This is a genomic window from Campylobacter concisus, assembly GCF_003048775.2.
Classification (GTDB): domain Bacteria; phylum Campylobacterota; class Campylobacteria; order Campylobacterales; family Campylobacteraceae; genus Campylobacter_A; species Campylobacter_A concisus_I.
Genome location: NZ_CP049272.1, coordinates 226853 through 243191, shown reverse-complemented (window position 1 = coordinate 243191; position 16339 = coordinate 226853). Strand labels below are relative to the sequence as shown.

The 16339-nt window shown below is 38.2% G+C and carries 15 protein-coding genes; all 15 read left to right on the top strand.

Translation table 11 applies throughout. From position 1 onward, the window contains the following. Positions 1-12: 12 nt before the first annotated feature. The 15 genes from CVT17_RS01185 to CVT17_RS01115 are packed head-to-tail and all read left to right on the top strand — an operon-like array spanning position 13 to position 15819. Positions 13-402 (top strand): NAD(P)H-quinone oxidoreductase subunit 3, encoded by a 390-nt coding sequence (locus tag CVT17_RS01185; protein ID WP_021090439.1) that lies wholly within the window; start codon positions 13-15, stop codon positions 400-402. Beyond that, a complete protein-coding gene (locus CVT17_RS01180; RefSeq protein ID WP_012001120.1) occupies positions 384-896 on the top strand; it encodes a NuoB/complex I 20 kDa subunit family protein in 513 nt (170 codons plus the stop codon). The genes CVT17_RS01185 and CVT17_RS01180 overlap by 19 nt, the downstream gene beginning before the upstream one ends. Continuing rightward, positions 893-1651: an NADH-quinone oxidoreductase subunit C gene (locus tag CVT17_RS01175; protein WP_107769828.1), complete on the top strand. Its 759-nt coding sequence runs from the start codon at positions 893-895 to the stop codon at positions 1649-1651. Before CVT17_RS01180 ends, CVT17_RS01175 begins: the two co-directional genes overlap by 4 nt. Then, on the top strand, positions 1648-2877 hold the full coding sequence (gene nuoD / locus CVT17_RS01170; RefSeq protein WP_107858426.1) for an NADH dehydrogenase (quinone) subunit D: 1230 nt from the start codon (positions 1648-1650) through the stop codon (positions 2875-2877). The genes CVT17_RS01175 and nuoD overlap by 4 nt, the downstream gene beginning before the upstream one ends. Continuing rightward, positions 2874-3104, top strand: a complete 231-nt coding sequence (locus CVT17_RS01165) for an NADH-ubiquinone oxidoreductase subunit E family protein (protein ID WP_107769830.1) — start codon at positions 2874-2876, stop codon at positions 3102-3104. Before nuoD ends, CVT17_RS01165 begins: the two co-directional genes overlap by 4 nt. Beyond that, positions 3101-3811, top strand: coding sequence for a hypothetical protein (locus tag CVT17_RS01160; protein ID WP_107858425.1), 711 nt, complete (start codon positions 3101-3103; stop codon positions 3809-3811). Before CVT17_RS01165 ends, CVT17_RS01160 begins: the two co-directional genes overlap by 4 nt. After that, the gene (locus tag CVT17_RS01155; RefSeq protein ID WP_107858424.1) at positions 3808-6108 is read left to right on the top strand and encodes an NADH-quinone oxidoreductase subunit G; all 2301 of its coding nucleotides are present in this window, start codon (positions 3808-3810) and stop codon (positions 6106-6108) included. The genes CVT17_RS01160 and CVT17_RS01155 overlap by 4 nt, the downstream gene beginning before the upstream one ends. Then, positions 6101-7096 carry an NADH-quinone oxidoreductase subunit NuoH gene (gene nuoH / locus CVT17_RS01150; RefSeq protein WP_107858423.1) on the top strand — a complete coding sequence of 332 codons (996 nt, stop codon included), beginning with the start codon at positions 6101-6103 and terminating at the stop codon, positions 7094-7096. Before CVT17_RS01155 ends, nuoH begins: the two co-directional genes overlap by 8 nt. Before the next feature lie 8 nt (positions 7097-7104). Continuing rightward, entirely contained in the window at positions 7105-7722 is a 618-nt protein-coding gene (nuoI, locus tag CVT17_RS01145) for an NADH-quinone oxidoreductase subunit NuoI (protein ID WP_107858422.1), read from the top strand. A 23-nt stretch (positions 7723-7745) separates the two neighbouring features. Further along, entirely contained in the window at positions 7746-8282 is a 537-nt protein-coding gene (locus tag CVT17_RS01140) for an NADH-quinone oxidoreductase subunit J (protein ID WP_107858421.1), read from the top strand. After that, positions 8279-8581, top strand: a complete 303-nt coding sequence (nuoK, locus tag CVT17_RS01135) for an NADH-quinone oxidoreductase subunit NuoK (protein WP_103588754.1) — start codon at positions 8279-8281, stop codon at positions 8579-8581. Before CVT17_RS01140 ends, nuoK begins: the two co-directional genes overlap by 4 nt. A 3-nt stretch (positions 8582-8584) precedes the next feature. Next, positions 8585-10423, top strand: a complete 1839-nt coding sequence (gene nuoL / locus CVT17_RS01130; protein WP_107769835.1) for an NADH-quinone oxidoreductase subunit L — start codon at positions 8585-8587, stop codon at positions 10421-10423. After that, positions 10423-11934 carry an NADH-quinone oxidoreductase subunit M gene (locus tag CVT17_RS01125; protein ID WP_107769836.1) on the top strand — a complete coding sequence of 504 codons (1512 nt, stop codon included), beginning with the start codon at positions 10423-10425 and terminating at the stop codon, positions 11932-11934. The genes nuoL and CVT17_RS01125 overlap by 1 nt, the downstream gene beginning before the upstream one ends. Further along, positions 11931-13421: an NADH-quinone oxidoreductase subunit NuoN gene (gene nuoN / locus CVT17_RS01120; RefSeq protein WP_107858420.1), complete on the top strand. Its 1491-nt coding sequence runs from the start codon at positions 11931-11933 to the stop codon at positions 13419-13421. Before CVT17_RS01125 ends, nuoN begins: the two co-directional genes overlap by 4 nt. Then, positions 13390-15819: a tetratricopeptide repeat protein gene (locus CVT17_RS01115; protein ID WP_230853301.1), complete on the top strand. Its 2430-nt coding sequence runs from the start codon at positions 13390-13392 to the stop codon at positions 15817-15819. The genes nuoN and CVT17_RS01115 overlap by 32 nt, the downstream gene beginning before the upstream one ends. The last annotated feature ends 520 nt before the right edge of the window (positions 15820-16339 follow it).

The following is a 16339-nucleotide window of genomic DNA, read 5'->3' as shown; positions in this document are numbered from 1 at the left end:
AAAAGGCAAAGTATGTCACATTCAGAGCTTGAAAGTACCTATTTTGGTGCATTTATCATACTTTTACTAGCGACTTGTTCATTTTGTTTAATAACATTCTTATCTTCAAAAATAAGTAAAAAATTAGCCAACCGCAATACCCAGCGTCTAAAACTTGGCTTTTATGAGTGTGGTCCAACCACCGTAAAACAGCCAAACAAGATAAATATCCACTACTTTTTTTATGGAATTTTATTTATTTTGTTTGATGTTGAGGTCATTTTTATGTATCCGTGGGCGGTGGATTTTAGGCTACTTGGAATTTTTGGACTAATCGAAATGTTGCTTTTTGTGGCGATTTTACTTATCGGCTTTGCTTATGCTTGGCAAAAAGGAGTCTTTAAATGGCAAAGCATCAGATAAACTACGCTGCAAATGGCGGCTTGCCAGTAGTTTTAACAACCGTTGATAAGCTAGTTCAATGGGGCAGGAGCAACTCGCTTTGGGCTCTTAGCTACGGGCTTGCTTGCTGTGCGATCGAGATGATGGCAAGTGGCGCTAGCAGATATGACTTTGATAGATTTGGCACCATTTTTAGGGCAAGTCCAAGACACTCAGAGGTGATGATTATAGCTGGCACGCTAACTAAAAAACACGCTGAGTTTACAAGACGTCTTTACGACCAGATGCCTGAGCCAAAATGGGTCATCTCGATGGGTAGCTGCGCGAACACTGGCGGCATGTTTAATACCTACTCTACCGTTCAAGGCGTAGATAGGATAATACCTGTTGATATCTACATCCCAGGCTGTGCCCCACGTCCAGAGACGCTTCAATACGCACTTATGATGCTTCAAAAAAAGATAAGAAAGCAAAGTGCATTTAGGGCGCAAAAGCCAAGAAAGCTTGAGATATGAGAGAGTATAAGCCAAAGAATGATCTGCAAAAAAAGCAGTATTACAAAGAAAAATTTTATATAGAAAAGCAGACGCCAAAAGATGAGGCAAGAGGTTCTAAATTTGATGAAGAGCTAGCCATCTTAGAGCAAAACGGAGTAGAAATTTTATCTAGCTATGTGGAGTTTGATCAGCTTGTAATTTATGTAAATTCTAGTGAAAATTTTAAAGCTCTTAAGACACTAAAAAGCTTTGGTTACGAACAGCTTAGCGAGCTTGCAGCACTTGATTTCACAAGTCAAAAAGGCGGATATGAAGTTTTTTATCAATTGCTTAGTATCAGTAAAAATAGACGCGTCCGCGTAAAATGCTTTGTAAAAAAGGATGAAATGCTAAAAAGCGTTTGCGAGCTTTATAAAAGCGCGAACTGGGCTGAGCGCGAGATGTATGATTTAAGCGGCGTTCTCATTAAAGATCATCCAAATTTAAAACGTCTCATCATGCCTGATGACTGGCACTCACACCCGCTCTTAAGGAGCTATCCGCTAGTGGGCGACGAGGCTGCTAAATGGTACGAGGTGGATAAAATTTTTGGAAGCGAGTTTAGAGAGCAAATTGGCGAAGAGAACCGCGATCCAGCATATGTGGATGAGAAAGATACCTTTGGATTTTCAAGAGTATTTAGCGAAGAGTACGAGTATCAAGAAGATGGCGGCGTAAAATTTGTCAAAAAGGCTAAATTTAACCAAAGCCAGATAGTAAAGGAAAGACCTTGAGTCAGTCACCAAACCGCTTAAAACCATTTTTTGAAAATTTAGAATTTGAGCAAAATGATGGCAAGATGATACTAAATTTTGGCCCACAGCACCCAAGCGCACATGGACAGCTTAAGCTTGTTCTTGAGCTTGACGGAGAAAAGGTCGTGCGTGCTATGCCAGAGGTTGGCTTCATGCACCGAGGCGTTGAAAAGATGGCTGAAAATATGACCTATCAGGAATTTATCCCAGTGACTGATAGGGTTGATTACATCGCATCGAGCGCTAATAACTACGCGTTTTGCGCGGCTGTAGAGAAGCTTTGTGGTATCGAAGTGCCTCGCCGTGCGCAGATTATTAGAGTGATGCTTTTAGAGCTAAACCGCATCAGCTCACACCTTTTATTTTTAGCCACGCACGCCCTTGATGTGGGGGCAATGAGCGTCTTTTTATACGCATTTAGAGAGCGCGAATACGTCCTTGATCTTATAGAAAAATACTGCGGCGCAAGACTAACTCATAGCTCCATAAGGATCGGTGGTGTGCCGCTTGATCTGCCTGATGGCTGGTGCGAGGAGCTGCTTAAATTTTGTGAGAAATTTCCAAGCGACATCACACTTTATGAAGATCTGTTAAGCGAAAATAGAATTTGGCAAGCAAGGCTTGTAGATGTGGGCGTAATTAGCAAAGAGCTAGCCCTTAGTACTGGCTGCTCTGGCATCATGCTAAGAGCAAGCGGCATCGCACGTGATATCAGAAAAGAAGAGCCATATCTCATCTATGATGAGCTGGAATTTGACGTGCCTTACGCCACCAAAGGCGATTGCTACGCGAGATACCTACTTTATATGAAAGAGATGCGCGAGTGCGTGAAAATTTTAAAGCAGTGTGTTGGCAAATATCACACAAGTGCTCCAGCTCTCATCGCTGATGCGCCAGAGTATGTGAGCGCTTCAAAAGAGCAGATAATGAGCCAAAACTACTCATTAATGCAGCATTTTGTGCTAATAACTCAGGGACTAAAGCCACCAAAAGGTGAAATTTACTTTGCCAGTGAGTCGCCAAAGGGAGAGCTTGGAATTTATATAAACTCAGATGGCAGTGCAAGCCCATATCGCCTAAAAATTCGCACGCCAAGCTTTTGGCACTGCGCCATTTACGAAGATTTATTAGTAGGTCAGTACGTCGCTGATGTCGCTACGATAATTGGTAGCACAAATATCATCTTAGGCGAGGTCGATAGATGAGAAGGGTCGATCTTAGGCACTTAAAGAGTGAGTTTTTGATCGCTCTTGGACAGCAGATAAAGGCTAGCGAGGCTGATGAAGTGATTATATTTTTATTTGAGATAGGCGATTTTAACGGCGTGGCAAAGGCTGTAAATTTAGCCTATAATCTAAACTGCGAAGTAATGAACTCGCTTAAATTTAACCAAGTTGATTGGGTATTAACCATAAAAAAGGGCAAGATATGAAATTTAATGATTTAATAGCAGGCAAAAGCTTAAGCATCGCAAATTTACTAAGCTTGAGCGACAAAAATTTAGCAAAAAAGATAAAAGAGCACGAGTTTAAATACATCTCATGCTTTGAAGATAGCGAGCTTGGCGGCGAAAATTTAATCCGCTGCGAAATAGGCTCAATAAGCTACGTCTTGGCTCTTCTTTGCAAATACGCAAATTTATCTTGCGATGAATTTTTTAGCGAGCTTGATGATGGGCTGATAAGTGGCGAGTGCAATGTTGGTGAAGAGGAATTTGAAGAGCTAGGCGAGTGGATAAAGGACGTTAAAAACATCATTATTGATGATTCATTTTTTACTCATCCAGATAAAGATGCGATCTTTTGGTTACTTGAAATTTTAGGCAAAAATGTCGTTTTAGCTGGTGGTTGCAGGAAAGAATTTAATGATTATCACAAAATAGACGAGCTAAAAGAGCTTGAAAATTTTGATGGAGCAGTCGTTTATCTAAACAAAAACGCAAGCGATGAGATCGTAGGAGGCATGCAATTTGGTATCGTAGCAAAGGCAAAAGATGGCGATATGCTAGAGCTTAAAGCAAAAGATTTTAGCGTGACGGCAAAATTTAAACTAGACCATTCGCTAAAAGGCACAGTTGCGATTTTTGGCGTAAAAAATTTTGATGGATACGCATTTAAACAAGTAGTAGTTAGTAAATGAAAATAAGCATAAATGATCAAATTTTAGAAGCAGATGAAGGCGAGAGCATCCTAAATATCGCAAGAGCAAATGGAATTTATATCCCAGCTCTTTGCTATCTTAGCGGCTGCTCACCAACTCTTGCTTGTAGGCTCTGCATGGTCGAGGCAAATGGCAAAGTAGTTTATAGCTGTAATGCCAAAGCAAAAGAGGATATGCAAATTTATACAAACACGCCAGAAATCGCTGCCGAGCGAAATGCAATCATGCAGACTTATTGCGTAAATCATCCGATTCAATGTGGCGTTTGTGACAAAAGTGGCGAATGTGAACTACAAAATTTAACCACGCATCTAAAAGTAAATGAACAAAAATTTGCCATCGCTGACACGCACAAACCGCATAAAAAATGGGGGCTAATCAACTACGATCCAGCTCTTTGCATAGTCTGCGAAAGATGTGTCACTGTTTGTAAAGATAGGATCGGCGAGAGTGCGCTAAAGACCGTACCAAGGGGCGTTGAAGTGCCAAAAGAGCTAAAAGAGAGTATGCCAAAAGATGCCTACGCAGTTTTTAGCAAGATGCAAAAAAGCTTAATAGGTCCAAGCGTTGGCGAGAGTCTTGACTGCTCATTTTGCGGTGAGTGTATTAGCGTTTGCCCTACTGGAGCGCTTATTAGTTCGCATTTTCAATATAGCACAAATATCTGGGAGCTAAACCCTATCCCAGCAGCAAATCCACATCAAAGCGACTGCGAGCTAATTTACTATGACGTAAAAGAAAAGAGCACTAGCGACAGAAGTAAGCAAATTTACCGCGTCAGCAATGATTTTACATTTGGTGAGGTAAGTGGAGCAGCTAGGTTTAGTTATGACTTTCACAACGAGCTTGCCTGTAAGAATGAAGAGAAATTTGAAGAGATTGTTTTAAATATTAAAAATGGTACGATCAAAAATATAAAATTTAATAGCTTTATCACGAACGAAGAGGGCCTTATTTTAGAGCGTTTAAGAGAAAAATTTGATCTAAATCTAATAAACAATGAGGCGCTAAATTATCAAAAATTTTTAAATAAATTTAGCGAATTTAGTGGGCTTAGCTCATATAACGCAGACTATGAAGATATTAAAAATAGCGATTTTATCATCACTGCTGGCAGTTTCTTAAGACACGAAAGCCCAGTGACAAGCTTTAAGTTAAATAACGCTTTAAAAATGAATAAAGCAACTGGAATTTACTTTCATCACATAGCCGATGAAATCGTTAAAAAATATTCTAAAAATTTTATCTACGTAACGCATGAAGCTGGAAAATTAGAGCAAATTTTACTTTTTATACTTAAAAACTGGGGTGAAAATTTACCTAGCGCACTTACATCAAAGCTTGAAAATTTTGATGAAAATTTTGACATAGATATACCGGCTTTAAGCGAGGGCAAAAGCAAATTTACGCTCATTTTAGGAAGCGATTTTTACACGGATGAAAATGCAAATTTACTAGCCGCTCTTGCTGGAGTGATCGCAAGAGCTACGCCGTTTCGTGTGATGCTAATACCACCACGCACAAACTCACTTGGCGTTGCTAAAATTTGCACTCTTGCAAGCGAGAAAAAGCCTGGCAAGACGCTTGGCTATAACGAGAATGGCGATTATAAATTTAGCATTTTTGAAGGCGATATCGATGCTAGCGCGCTAAATCAGCAAGAAGGCACATTTACAAGCATAAATAACGCCCTAGTACCAACAAATGTGGCGATACCACACAAAGGATATTTTTTAAACGACATCGCAAACGCACTTGGGTTAATGGCTAAAAATACGATTGATTACACGCCAAATTTACCAAAAGAAAAGGGTTATAGAGGCATTAAATTTGATGATTTAGAAAATTTTTACGCAAACGACGGCACAAGTCACAGAGGTTATAAACTAGAAATTTCAAATTTCACACTAAAAGACGATACCGAGCCACTTTTAAAAGATAGCAAGAGTGTAAATTTAAAAGACGACGAGGCACTTATAAGTCTTGCAAATCCTATAAATTTGCCATCATTTTTTGCAAACTATGCCACACAAACAGCCAAAAGAGCGAAGCTTTATGCAAGTAGCGAATTTATGGCTAAATTTAGAATTTCACAAAATGAAGCAATTATTTTAGAAAAAGATGGGCACAAGCTTGCCATTTGCGTGGAACTTGACAGCGAACTTGGCGGAGTTGGTGCGTATTTAGGCGATTATGACGACAAACTTGATGTGGGCGTTATATTTAATGGCAAAAACTACGCCGCAGTTAAAATTATAAAGGCAAAAGATGAGTGAAACACTATTTTTTGTGCTAAGCACTATCATTAAAGCCGTGGTCATTTTAGCCGTCATGGCAAGCCTTGCAGGGCTTGCGACTTATGCTGAGAGAAAGGTACTAGCCTACATGCAGCGCCGCGTAGGGCCTGATATGGTTGGACCTGCTGGAATTTTACAGATAGTAGCTGACATGATAAAACTCTTTACAAAAGAGGACATCGTACCAGCAAATACGAATAAATTTATCTTTTTAATAGCTCCACTAATATCAGCCATTGCCGCATTTGCAGCACTTGCACCCGTGCCGTTTTTGCCTGAGTTTGAAATTTTTGGACATACATTACGTCCGGTTCTCTCAGATATAAATGTTGGTATTTTATACATCGCTGGTGTTGCTTCAGTTTGCGTTTTCTCTCCACTTGCAGCAGGTCTTGCAAGTTATAATAAATTTGCACTAATTAGCGCAGCTCGCGCAGTAGTCTCACTCCTTAGTTTCGAAATAGTAGCTGGCATGGCTCTTTTAAGCGTCGTAATGGTAACTAGCTCACTCTCACTTGTGGATATAAACAACTATCAAAAAGGAATTTTTGGCTGGCTTATATTTAAGCAGCCACTTGCCTTTTTGCTATTTTTAATAGCAAGCTTTGTGGAGTGCAATAGAACGCCATTTTGCTTAACAGAAAACGAAACAGAGATAGTGGCAGGCTATGGCACCGAGTATAGCGGCATGAGATGGGCGATGTTTTTTATTGGCGAATACACAAATATGATCGCTGCTAGCATCATCATTACGATTTTATTTTTAGGTGGATTTAACGAATTTTTATTTATCCCAGGTGCTTTGATGATCATCTTAAAATCAAGCATTGTCTTTTTCTTTTTTCTTTGGGTAAGGGCTTCATGGGCACATTTAAGAGTTGATCAGTTAAGTGCATTTTGCTGGAAAATTTTACTTCCGCTTGGAATTTTAAATATCGTAATCACTGGCTTTATGTTACTAATCTAAGGCGAAAAATGAGTGAGAAAAAATATATTTTAATAGATGAAAAGTTAAAGCCAAAGAGTGCGTTTGATAAATTTAAGTACTTCATCGCTGCCACATTTAAGCCTGATCTTTTGATCGGACTAAAAGTCACGATAAAGCAGATGCTCTTTAGCAAGTCACATACTTTAAAATACCCTATGCAAAAGATGGAGCTAAACGCTAGATATAGGGGCATTCATAAGCTTTTAAAATTTGTTGAAAGTGAAAATGAACGTTGCATTGGGTGCGGGCTATGTGAGAAAATTTGCGTTAGCAACTGCATTTCGATGAAAACTTCACTTGGCGAAGATGGCCGCAAAAAGGTCGCAAGCTACTCGATAAATTTAAGTAGGTGCGTCTATTGTGGATTTTGCGCTGATGTTTGCCCTGAGCTTGCGATAGTCTGCGGGCAAGAGTACGAAGTTGCTAGCGAGAGCAGGATTATATTTGGCACAAAAGATGAATTTTTGACAAAGGATAAATTTTTAAAAGATCAAAGCGAGTTTGAAGGATACGGAGCGCTTCCTAAAAATGCTGATAGCTTAATCAAAAAGACGCCAAATACATTTATAAGCAAAAATGAAAATGAGACAAAAAGTGATGAGTAGTATAAATTTTAAAAGGGCAAAAGATGTATGAGAGCTTTGCATTTTATATTTTTAGCGCCTTGGTTTTAGTTAGTTTTTCTTTTAGTGTATTTTGTCAAAACGCACTAAATGCAGTCTCTGCGCTAGCTGCTGGCATGGTCTTTATCTCGGCTATATTTTTCTTGCTTGGAGCGGAATTTCTAGGCGTAGTACAGATAATAGTCTACACAGGTGCTGTGGTCGTTTTATACGCATTTGCAATGATGTTTTTTGATAGCAGTAAAGAGTGTGAGCCAAAAAGTAACAAAAAAGCAAAGATCACCATCTATCTTTTAAGTAGTTTTATAGCGCTTCTTTTGATATTTATATTTTTAGCTCCTATTTATGGTGCAAAATTTGATGGATTAAGTCCCATTGCTAGCGAGCTTGGCAATATCGAGGCTATTGGAATTTTGCTTTTTAGCAAGTATTTGATCGCTTTTGAGATGTGTGCTGTAATGCTTCTTGTGGCAATGGTTGCTGGCATTATCTTGATACATAAAGACCTAAATACTCAAAATACACTAGAGGAGATGCTATGATAGGGCTTACTCACTACCTCGTCCTTGCAAGTCTAGTCTTTGTCATAGGGCTAATTGGCATAATGCGAAGAAGAAATTTGATCATGCTATTTTTTTCAAGTGAAATTTTACTAAACTCGGCAAATATCGCACTTGCTGCCATTTCAAAATACCACTTTGATCTAACTGGACAAATAGTTGCATTTTTTATAGTGGCTATCGCTGCTAGTGAAGTCGCTGTAGGGCTTGGCCTACTCGTACTTTGGTACAAAAAGACTGGCAGCATTAGCCTAGATTCGATGACAAATATGAAAGGCTAAGAGATGACTTTATTTTGCATTTCACTATTTTTTCCACTTCTTAGCTTTATCGTTTCTGGACTTTTTTCGCATAGCAGTAAAAATTTACTAATTGGTGTTTTTTGCTCACTTCTCATGGTTATTAGCACAACTGCCTCACTCATGCTAGCAGCCAGCCTTGGCATAGATGAGCCACTGCATTTATCACTAAAAGAATTTATAAATTTCGGTGGTCTGGATTTAAATTTTGGCTTTTATCTTGATGCCATTAGCCTTGTTATGCTTAGCACCGTTGGCGTGGTCGCAAGCATCGTGCACATCTACTCAGTTGGCTATATGAAAGACGATGCGAGCTTTAACCGCTTTTTTAGCTACTTGGGGCTTTTTGTATTTTGCATGAATGTCCTTGTATCAAGCGATAACTTTATAGGGCTATTTATTGGCTGGGAGGGCGTTGGGCTTTGCTCGTGGCTACTCATTGGCTTTTGGTATAAAAGGCCTAGTGCAAACGTCGCTGCAAATGAAGCCTTTGTGATGAACAGAGTGGCTGATCTAGCGATGCTTGTTGGCATTTTTTATATATTTTATAGCTTTGGCTCACTTAAATTTAGCGAGGTTTTTAACGCTAGAGCCGACTTTTATGGGCTAAATTTAGGCATTATTGCCACACTTCTTTTTATAGGTGCCATGGGTAAAAGCGCGCAGTTTCCATTTCACACTTGGCTTGCAAATGCCATGGAGGGGCCAACTCCAGTCTCAGCACTCATCCACGCTGCGACCATGGTAACAGCTGGCGTTTATCTAGTGATACGTGCAAATTTTATCTTTATAAACGCACCTGAAGTATCGCATTTTATCGCTTGCCTTGGCGCATTTGTAGCGATATTTGCAGCAAGCATCGCGCTAGTACACAATGACCTTAAAAAGATCATCGCTTACTCGACGCTTTCGCAGCTTGGCTATATGTTTGTAGCAGCTGGGCTTGGCGCTTATAAGATTGCACTTTTTCACCTTGTCACGCACGCATTTTTTAAGTCACTTCTCTTTTTGTGCGCTGGCAACGTCATGCACGCGATGAATGACGAGCTAAATATCAAAAAAATGGGCGGGCTTTATAAATTTATGAAGCCAACCGCACTTCTTTCTATCATCGCAAGCTGCACGCTGGCAGGATTTTATCCATTTGCTGGCTTTTTCTCTAAAGATAAAATTTTAGAGGTTGCCTTTAGTGAAAATAAATTTTTATGGATCATTTTACTCTTTGGTGCGGTGCTTACGGCATTTTATAGCTTTAGGCTTGTTATGCTCGTCTTTTTTACAAAGCCAAAGAGCGAGAAACACGTGCATGAAGCTAAAAACTATATGCTAGCTGGCATGGGCGTACTTGGAATTCTCTCAGTCATAAGTGGCTTTTTTTGGAGCAACTTTAATGAGTTTTTAGAAAAAAACTTAAAAGATTTTTCACTAAATTTATCTCACGGTAGCGAAATTTTTTTACTTATTTTAACACTTAGTCTAGTGCTAGCAAGCGCTGGCTTTGCAGTATTTGCCTATAAAAAAGAAATTTTTAAAGAGAATATTTGTGAGAGCAGAGCTTATAAAATTTTACAAAATGCCTACTTTATCCCAAAATTTTATGAGAAATTTTTTATAAATGGCTACGCTTTAATCTCTCAAATTTGCAAGAAATTTGATGAGATGATAATTGATCGTAGTGTCGATCTAGTCGCAACGGTGCTAAATAAATTTGCAAATTTAACAAACAAAATGCAAAGTGGCGACTTAAGCATCATGCTTAGATTTATGGTCGCAGGATTTGCCTTGCTTTTAAGCTTTATGTTTTTATTAAATGGAGCCAAATAATGCTAAGTGTCATCATATTTTTCCCTGCAATAAGCGCAATACTTGGCTTTTTAATAGAAAATAAAAGCATAAAATTTTATGGAGCAAGCATCGCTCTCATAGAGCTTTTGCTAGCCATTTTTATCTGCATCAATGTCGATTTTCAGGGTTATGACTTTGTTTTAACGCATCAAGTCTCGCTCATACCAAGCCTAAATATCAGCTATTTTGTCGGCATCGACACCATTTCGCTAGCACTTATCGTACTTAGTGCATTTATGAGCTTCATCTCTATCGCCGCACTTAGCGATGATGGAAATTTAAAGCACCTAATTATTAGCGTGCTCTTTTTAGAGAGCACGATGATGGGCGTCTTTAGCGCGCTTGATATGATCTTGTTTTATAGCTTTTGGGAGCTTAGCCTCATACCGCTACTTTATATCATCGGCGCATTTGGTAGTAAAAATAGAATTTACGCTGCGATTAAATTTTTCATCTATACATTTTTAGGCTCTGTCTTTATGCTAGTAGCGATCATCTTTATCGGCTATCTGTGCTATCAAAAAAGCGGCGTCTTTAGCTTTAGCCTGCTTGACTGGTACAAGCTTGGCATCGGACAAAGTGCTCAAATTTGGCTATTTTTAGCTTTTTTCTTCGCTTTTGGCGTCAAAACTCCGCTATTTCCGTTTCACACGTGGCTACCTTATGCACACGGAGAGGCTCCGACTATCGGCTCAGTGCTGCTTGCTAGCGTGCTTTTAAAGATGGGTACTTACGGCTTTGTGAGATTTTCACTTCCACTTTTTCCAGATGCGAGCCTAATTTTAAGCGGCTTTGTCTGCGTCATAGCTATCATCATGATCATCTACGCAGCCCTTGTTGCCTACGCACAAAGCGATATGAAGCAAGTGATCGCTTATAGCTCCATTTCACACATGGGCGTTATCATGCTTGGCATATTTTCACTAAATTTAATAGGCCTTGGTGGCTCAATATTTTTAATGATAAGCCACGGCATCGTAAGTGGTGCGCTATTTTTGTTAGTTGGCGTCATATATGAGAGGGCTCACACAAAAGAAATTTGCGAATTTGGCGGCCTTGCCAAGGTGATGCCAAAGTATGCGCTTATATTTTTTATAGCAACGCTTGCAAGTATCGGCCTGCCGCTAACGATCGGCTTTGTAGGCGAGTTTTTGAGTCTGCTTGGCATCTTTAAGCTAAATAAGCTCTTTGCGCTACTTGGTGGCTTTAGCATCATTGTAGGCGCTGTTTATATGCTGGTGCTTTATAAAAGGGTATTTTTTGGCGAGTGTAAGAAGAAAAATTTAAGCCTAAAGGATCTAAATCTCAAAGAGTTAGCCGCTCTTGTGCCACTTTGCTTGCTCATAATCACCCTTGGTATCGCTCCAAATTTAATCCTAAAACCACTTGAGCCAAGCGTGCAAAATATCATAAGCAAAATGCAAACTAGAGCGGTAGATAGCAGTACAAAGGATAAAATTTCATCTTTAAATGGTGGGAGCAAACTATGAACGAAATAGCCTTTTTAGACCTTAAAGAAATTTCTTTATCTTCGGTTGCTCCGATGCTTAGCATGATAATCTTTGCGCTTTTTATCTTGATCGTTGGTACCATAAAAAAAGATCTTTCAAGAAATTTCTACTGCGTATTTTGTATCATCGCAATATTTGTAAATTTGGGCCTAATACTTGATTTTAACGGTCTTAGCCTTAGCTTTTGGGATATGCTTTTAGTTGATGGCATTTCGGTCATCTCTCAAGTCATTATCCTAATCGCCTCAGCCCTTTTTATCCCACTCGCACTTAGCACAAAAGAGTATTTTGAGTACAAAATTTATGAGTATTACGCGCTATTTTTGTTTATGATCGCTGGATTTTTATTTATGGTGAGCTCAAATAACCTACTCATCATCTTTTTAGGACTTGAGATCAGCTCGCTTTGCCTCTACACCCTAATCGCCCTTCACAACAAAGCAAAAAGCGTTGAGGCTGCCATAAAATACTTTGCTATGGGCTCGCTCTCAGCTGGCTTTTTTGCGATGGCGATAGCGATGTTTTATCTAGCGACAAACTCAATAGATATCGCTCGTATCGGCGTTGTGATAAAAGATCTTAGCCTAAATCAAAATTTGATCATTTTATTAGGCTGTGTTTTCATTGCCTCTGCCATTGGTTTTAAGCTCTCACTCATACCATTTCACACATGGATACCAGACGTTTATGAGGGTTCAAATGCCCCGCTAGCAGGCTATATGTCGATTGTACCAAAGGTGGCAGCGTTTATCGTTGCATTAAGAATTTTTTCGATGCTTGAAGGCTCACAAATTTTATGGATAAAAGATATGCTCTACATCATCGCCGTGCTTACGATGAGCCTTGCAAATATCATGGCGCTAGTGCAAAAAGATGTTAAGAGAATGCTCGCCTTTAGCTCCATAGCTCACGCTGGTGTCGTGCTCTGTGCGCTTGTGGTAAATTCTCACGAGGCAAATGTCGCCTTATTTTTTTACTGGATCATGTTTTTGTTTGCAAATTTGGGCGCATTTTCTATGCTTTGGGTGGCAAGGTGCGACGATGTGGTCTGCTGGGATAAGCGCTTTAAGCACCCATTTGAGAAATTTTCAGGGCTTATAAAAATTTTACCAAGCTACGCTGTAATAATGGGAATTTTTATGATCGCTCTTGCTGGCATTCCGCCTTTTAGCGTCTTTTGGGGCAAGATGGTACTTATCTCATCGCTCATAAAGTCTGATTACGTCGTTCTTAGCGTTATAATCATGATAAATTCTGCCATTGCGATTTATTACTATTTAAAGCTAATCGTCTTTATGTTTTTAAAAGGGCCGATCGTAAAAGATAAAAATCTCTACACTGCAAATATCTCGATGGCGCTAAAAGTAATTGTTGGCATTGCGGTAGCTGGAACGGCCTTTTCGTTTTTATTTTCTGGAGCGATTTTGGAATTTATTGAGCATTTTGTCTTTGCTTCAGGATTTTAGAAAATTTAACTATAATTGCGACATGAAAAAGCTCTTAATTATTTTATTTTTTCCGCTTTATCTAACCGCTTTTAATCTTAGCCTAAATAGCGGCGCAAATGGTGATAAACCTTATAGCGTTCTTCAGCTAAGCGATGAGCAAGAATTTGAATGTGTGGAGCAAATTTTAGCTTACGACACCAAACGCTATGTCTGCATGCTTGATGATGAAATTTTGCCAAAAATTGAAGATACGACACTGCCATTAATGGATATAAAATATAAAAAGCAAGATGGTAAGCTTTTTATCGTCATAATGCCAAAAGCACCGTCAAAACTGCTAAATATAAAAACTGAGCTTTATAATAGCCAAAACGTACAAGATAGCCCAAAAACAACCATTTCAAAACACTTTAGCATAATTATAGATACTTCGCTCAGTGAAAATAGCAAGAGAAAGTCTGGGCTAAATTTTAAACCTGATTTTAAAGATATGCTAAATCCTAGTATCGGAGCGCTTGATCTTAACAAAGCTCCTATTGCTGGACTTGATAGTAATGACATTGATATCTACATAAGCATAAAAAGAGCTTATGAAAAGGGCGCTTATGAAAATGTAGTAAAAGATACTCAAACAGCGATAAAAAGGCATCCAAATAGCCTTTTTTCAAGTGAATTTTTACTATTTCGTCTAAGGGCTCTTGATAAAATTTTTGAGACAAAAAATGAGTTTGAAGAGATCGAGCCAAAAGATATCGTAAGCGAAGGTAGGGCTTGGATCAGAAAATTCCCATCTGATGAAAACTATCCGGAGGTGCTATATCTGATCGCCAGAGCCTACCTAAAAGATAGCATCGCAAGTGATGCAAAATATATGCTTGATATCTTAAACGAAGAGCACGCAAACTCAAAATTTACAAAACTTGCAGCGCTTGATTATGCTGATTATCTCTACAAGATAGGCAGACAAAAAGAGGCGCTAAAAGACTATGAAAAAGTGCTTTACTCCACAAATGACATCGACCTTGCAAGTAGAGCAGCACTAAGCCTAGCTGATGCAAATATCGATAAAGAAAAATTTGATGAAGCAAAGAAATTTATACTAAAAATCGCAAATGCGAATGAAAAATTTTTTATGAATAACCCAACAAAGTCGATGAATCTTGCAACCACATTTGCAAGTAAAGATATGCCTGATGTGGCTGCTAAAATTTATGAAATTTTGATAAATAATAGCGATAGGACGAAAGATTTTTATGAAGTTGCTTTAAAAAATTTAGCACTAAATCTAGCCAAAACAAAAGATGAGAAAAAAGCATACGAATACTTAAATAGATATGAGACAGAGTTTAAATATGGTGATTATATCGATGAAGTCACCAAGGCAAAAGATGGATTATTCTTTGAAGAAGAGGATAAAAATGCAACTGCACTTCATGCAAGATATAAAGAGCTAATTGAAAAATATGCTGGAACAAATATTAGCCAAAAGGCTCTAATAAGCGAGCTTGAGCTGGATATTAAAGAGCGCAAATTCTCCGATGCACTATCTTACAAAACCATGGCAAAAGATGGAAATTTAAGTAAGGCAATGGAGCTGATAAATGAGGCTGCGCTAGAGCTTACAAAAGAGTATTTTATAAAAGATGATTGTACGGCTGTTATAAATTTGCTTGAAAACTACGATATAAATAAAATCTCATTACCACAATTTAAGCTCTTTAATTGCTATTACAGAACGGCCCGCTACAACGATGCACTTGAGCTGGCAAAAGCTCATGCAAAGGATGAAAATTTAGAAGATAGAGTCGAATGGCTGGTAAATTTGAGCAAAATTTTATATAAAAACAAAGACTACGAGCATGCGATCATTGCCGCAAATGACGCACTTTCACTTGGCTCATCAGTCGAATACTCAGATCCAACACCATCTCTTTTTGACAGGTTTTACTCATTGCTTGCATTAAAACGCTTTACGGAGGCGATCTCAACCATAAGCGCTATCGAGCAGCTAAGAGGCCAAGACTTTAAGATTATCGAAGCATATACAGCCATAAGTGACTATGCGATGAAAAGTAATGACTACGCCATAGCTACAACGTATGCTAAAAAAGCTCTAGAGCTACAAACAAAAGCCAAGATAAATACATTTTCGCCAAAGATAAATTTTAACTACTCAGAAGCATTATTAAAGACAGATAACCTAGATGAGGCACTTGATGAGGTGAAATTTATACTAAATATGAAACTTGGACCAGAAGACCGCTTACACGCTTTAAATTTGATAAGTGAAATTTATATAAGACAAAAGCAGTTTAAGTTAGCTAGGACTTATTTAAATGAGTGCTCTGACTCAAATTTTGTAAGCCCGTATAAAGATGCTTGCAAAGCTAAGCTTGATATGATAGGCAAAAACTAAATACAAAAAGATAGCTTGTTTGCTAGTTTTATATTTGAGCTTAAAATTAGTAGGCTTTATTTTTGCTATTTAAATTGAGCTTTCTTTATAATTGAGTCTTTAATATTTTTTACATTGCCACCAAATACTCTTTATATTATAAAAAGAACTATATTTATCGTAAGCCTTAATGTATTTTTAACGCACGAGCATGGCTGGTATGATCTTAAAAATTTTAAGTACCTTTCTCATAAACAAGAGAATTGGCCATTTTATTACCAAATATAGCTGTTTTATGTTTTATAAGCTTAAAAATTAAAAATGCTTATAAGTTTTTTGTCCAATAGATCAAAGCAAAAAACTTATAACGCTATGTAATCACGTTTCTATGATGTACTTTTATTATATTTATAAAGATTTTTTAGCTTACTACAAGCTAACTTCTAGAATTTATCGCTTAATACACACTCATTAAGCACAATATTATAAAAATTGGTTTTTACGTTTTTAGTAGCAATTTGCTAAGCAAATAAGTATACAT

Coding starts and splice junctions, on each gene's coding strand:
- CVT17_RS01185 (WP_021090439.1), top strand. CDS start 13: ATGTCACATTCAGAGCTTGAAAGTACCTATTTTGGTGCATTTATCATA.
- CVT17_RS01180 (WP_012001120.1), top strand. CDS start 384: ATGGCAAAGCATCAGATAAACTACGCTGCAAATGGCGGCTTGCCAGTA.
- CVT17_RS01175 (WP_107769828.1), top strand. CDS start 893: ATGAGAGAGTATAAGCCAAAGAATGATCTGCAAAAAAAGCAGTATTAC.
- CVT17_RS01165 (WP_107769830.1), top strand. CDS start 2,874: ATGAGAAGGGTCGATCTTAGGCACTTAAAGAGTGAGTTTTTGATCGCT.
- CVT17_RS01160 (WP_107858425.1), top strand. CDS start 3,101: ATGAAATTTAATGATTTAATAGCAGGCAAAAGCTTAAGCATCGCAAAT.
- CVT17_RS01155 (WP_107858424.1), top strand. CDS start 3,808: ATGAAAATAAGCATAAATGATCAAATTTTAGAAGCAGATGAAGGCGAG.
- nuoH (WP_107858423.1), top strand. CDS start 6,101: ATGAGTGAAACACTATTTTTTGTGCTAAGCACTATCATTAAAGCCGTG.
- nuoI (WP_107858422.1), top strand. CDS start 7,105: ATGAGTGAGAAAAAATATATTTTAATAGATGAAAAGTTAAAGCCAAAG.
- CVT17_RS01140 (WP_107858421.1), top strand. CDS start 7,746: ATGTATGAGAGCTTTGCATTTTATATTTTTAGCGCCTTGGTTTTAGTT.
- nuoK (WP_103588754.1), top strand. CDS start 8,279: ATGATAGGGCTTACTCACTACCTCGTCCTTGCAAGTCTAGTCTTTGTC.
- nuoL (WP_107769835.1), top strand. CDS start 8,585: ATGACTTTATTTTGCATTTCACTATTTTTTCCACTTCTTAGCTTTATC.
- CVT17_RS01125 (WP_107769836.1), top strand. CDS start 10,423: ATGCTAAGTGTCATCATATTTTTCCCTGCAATAAGCGCAATACTTGGC.
- nuoN (WP_107858420.1), top strand. CDS start 11,931: ATGAACGAAATAGCCTTTTTAGACCTTAAAGAAATTTCTTTATCTTCG.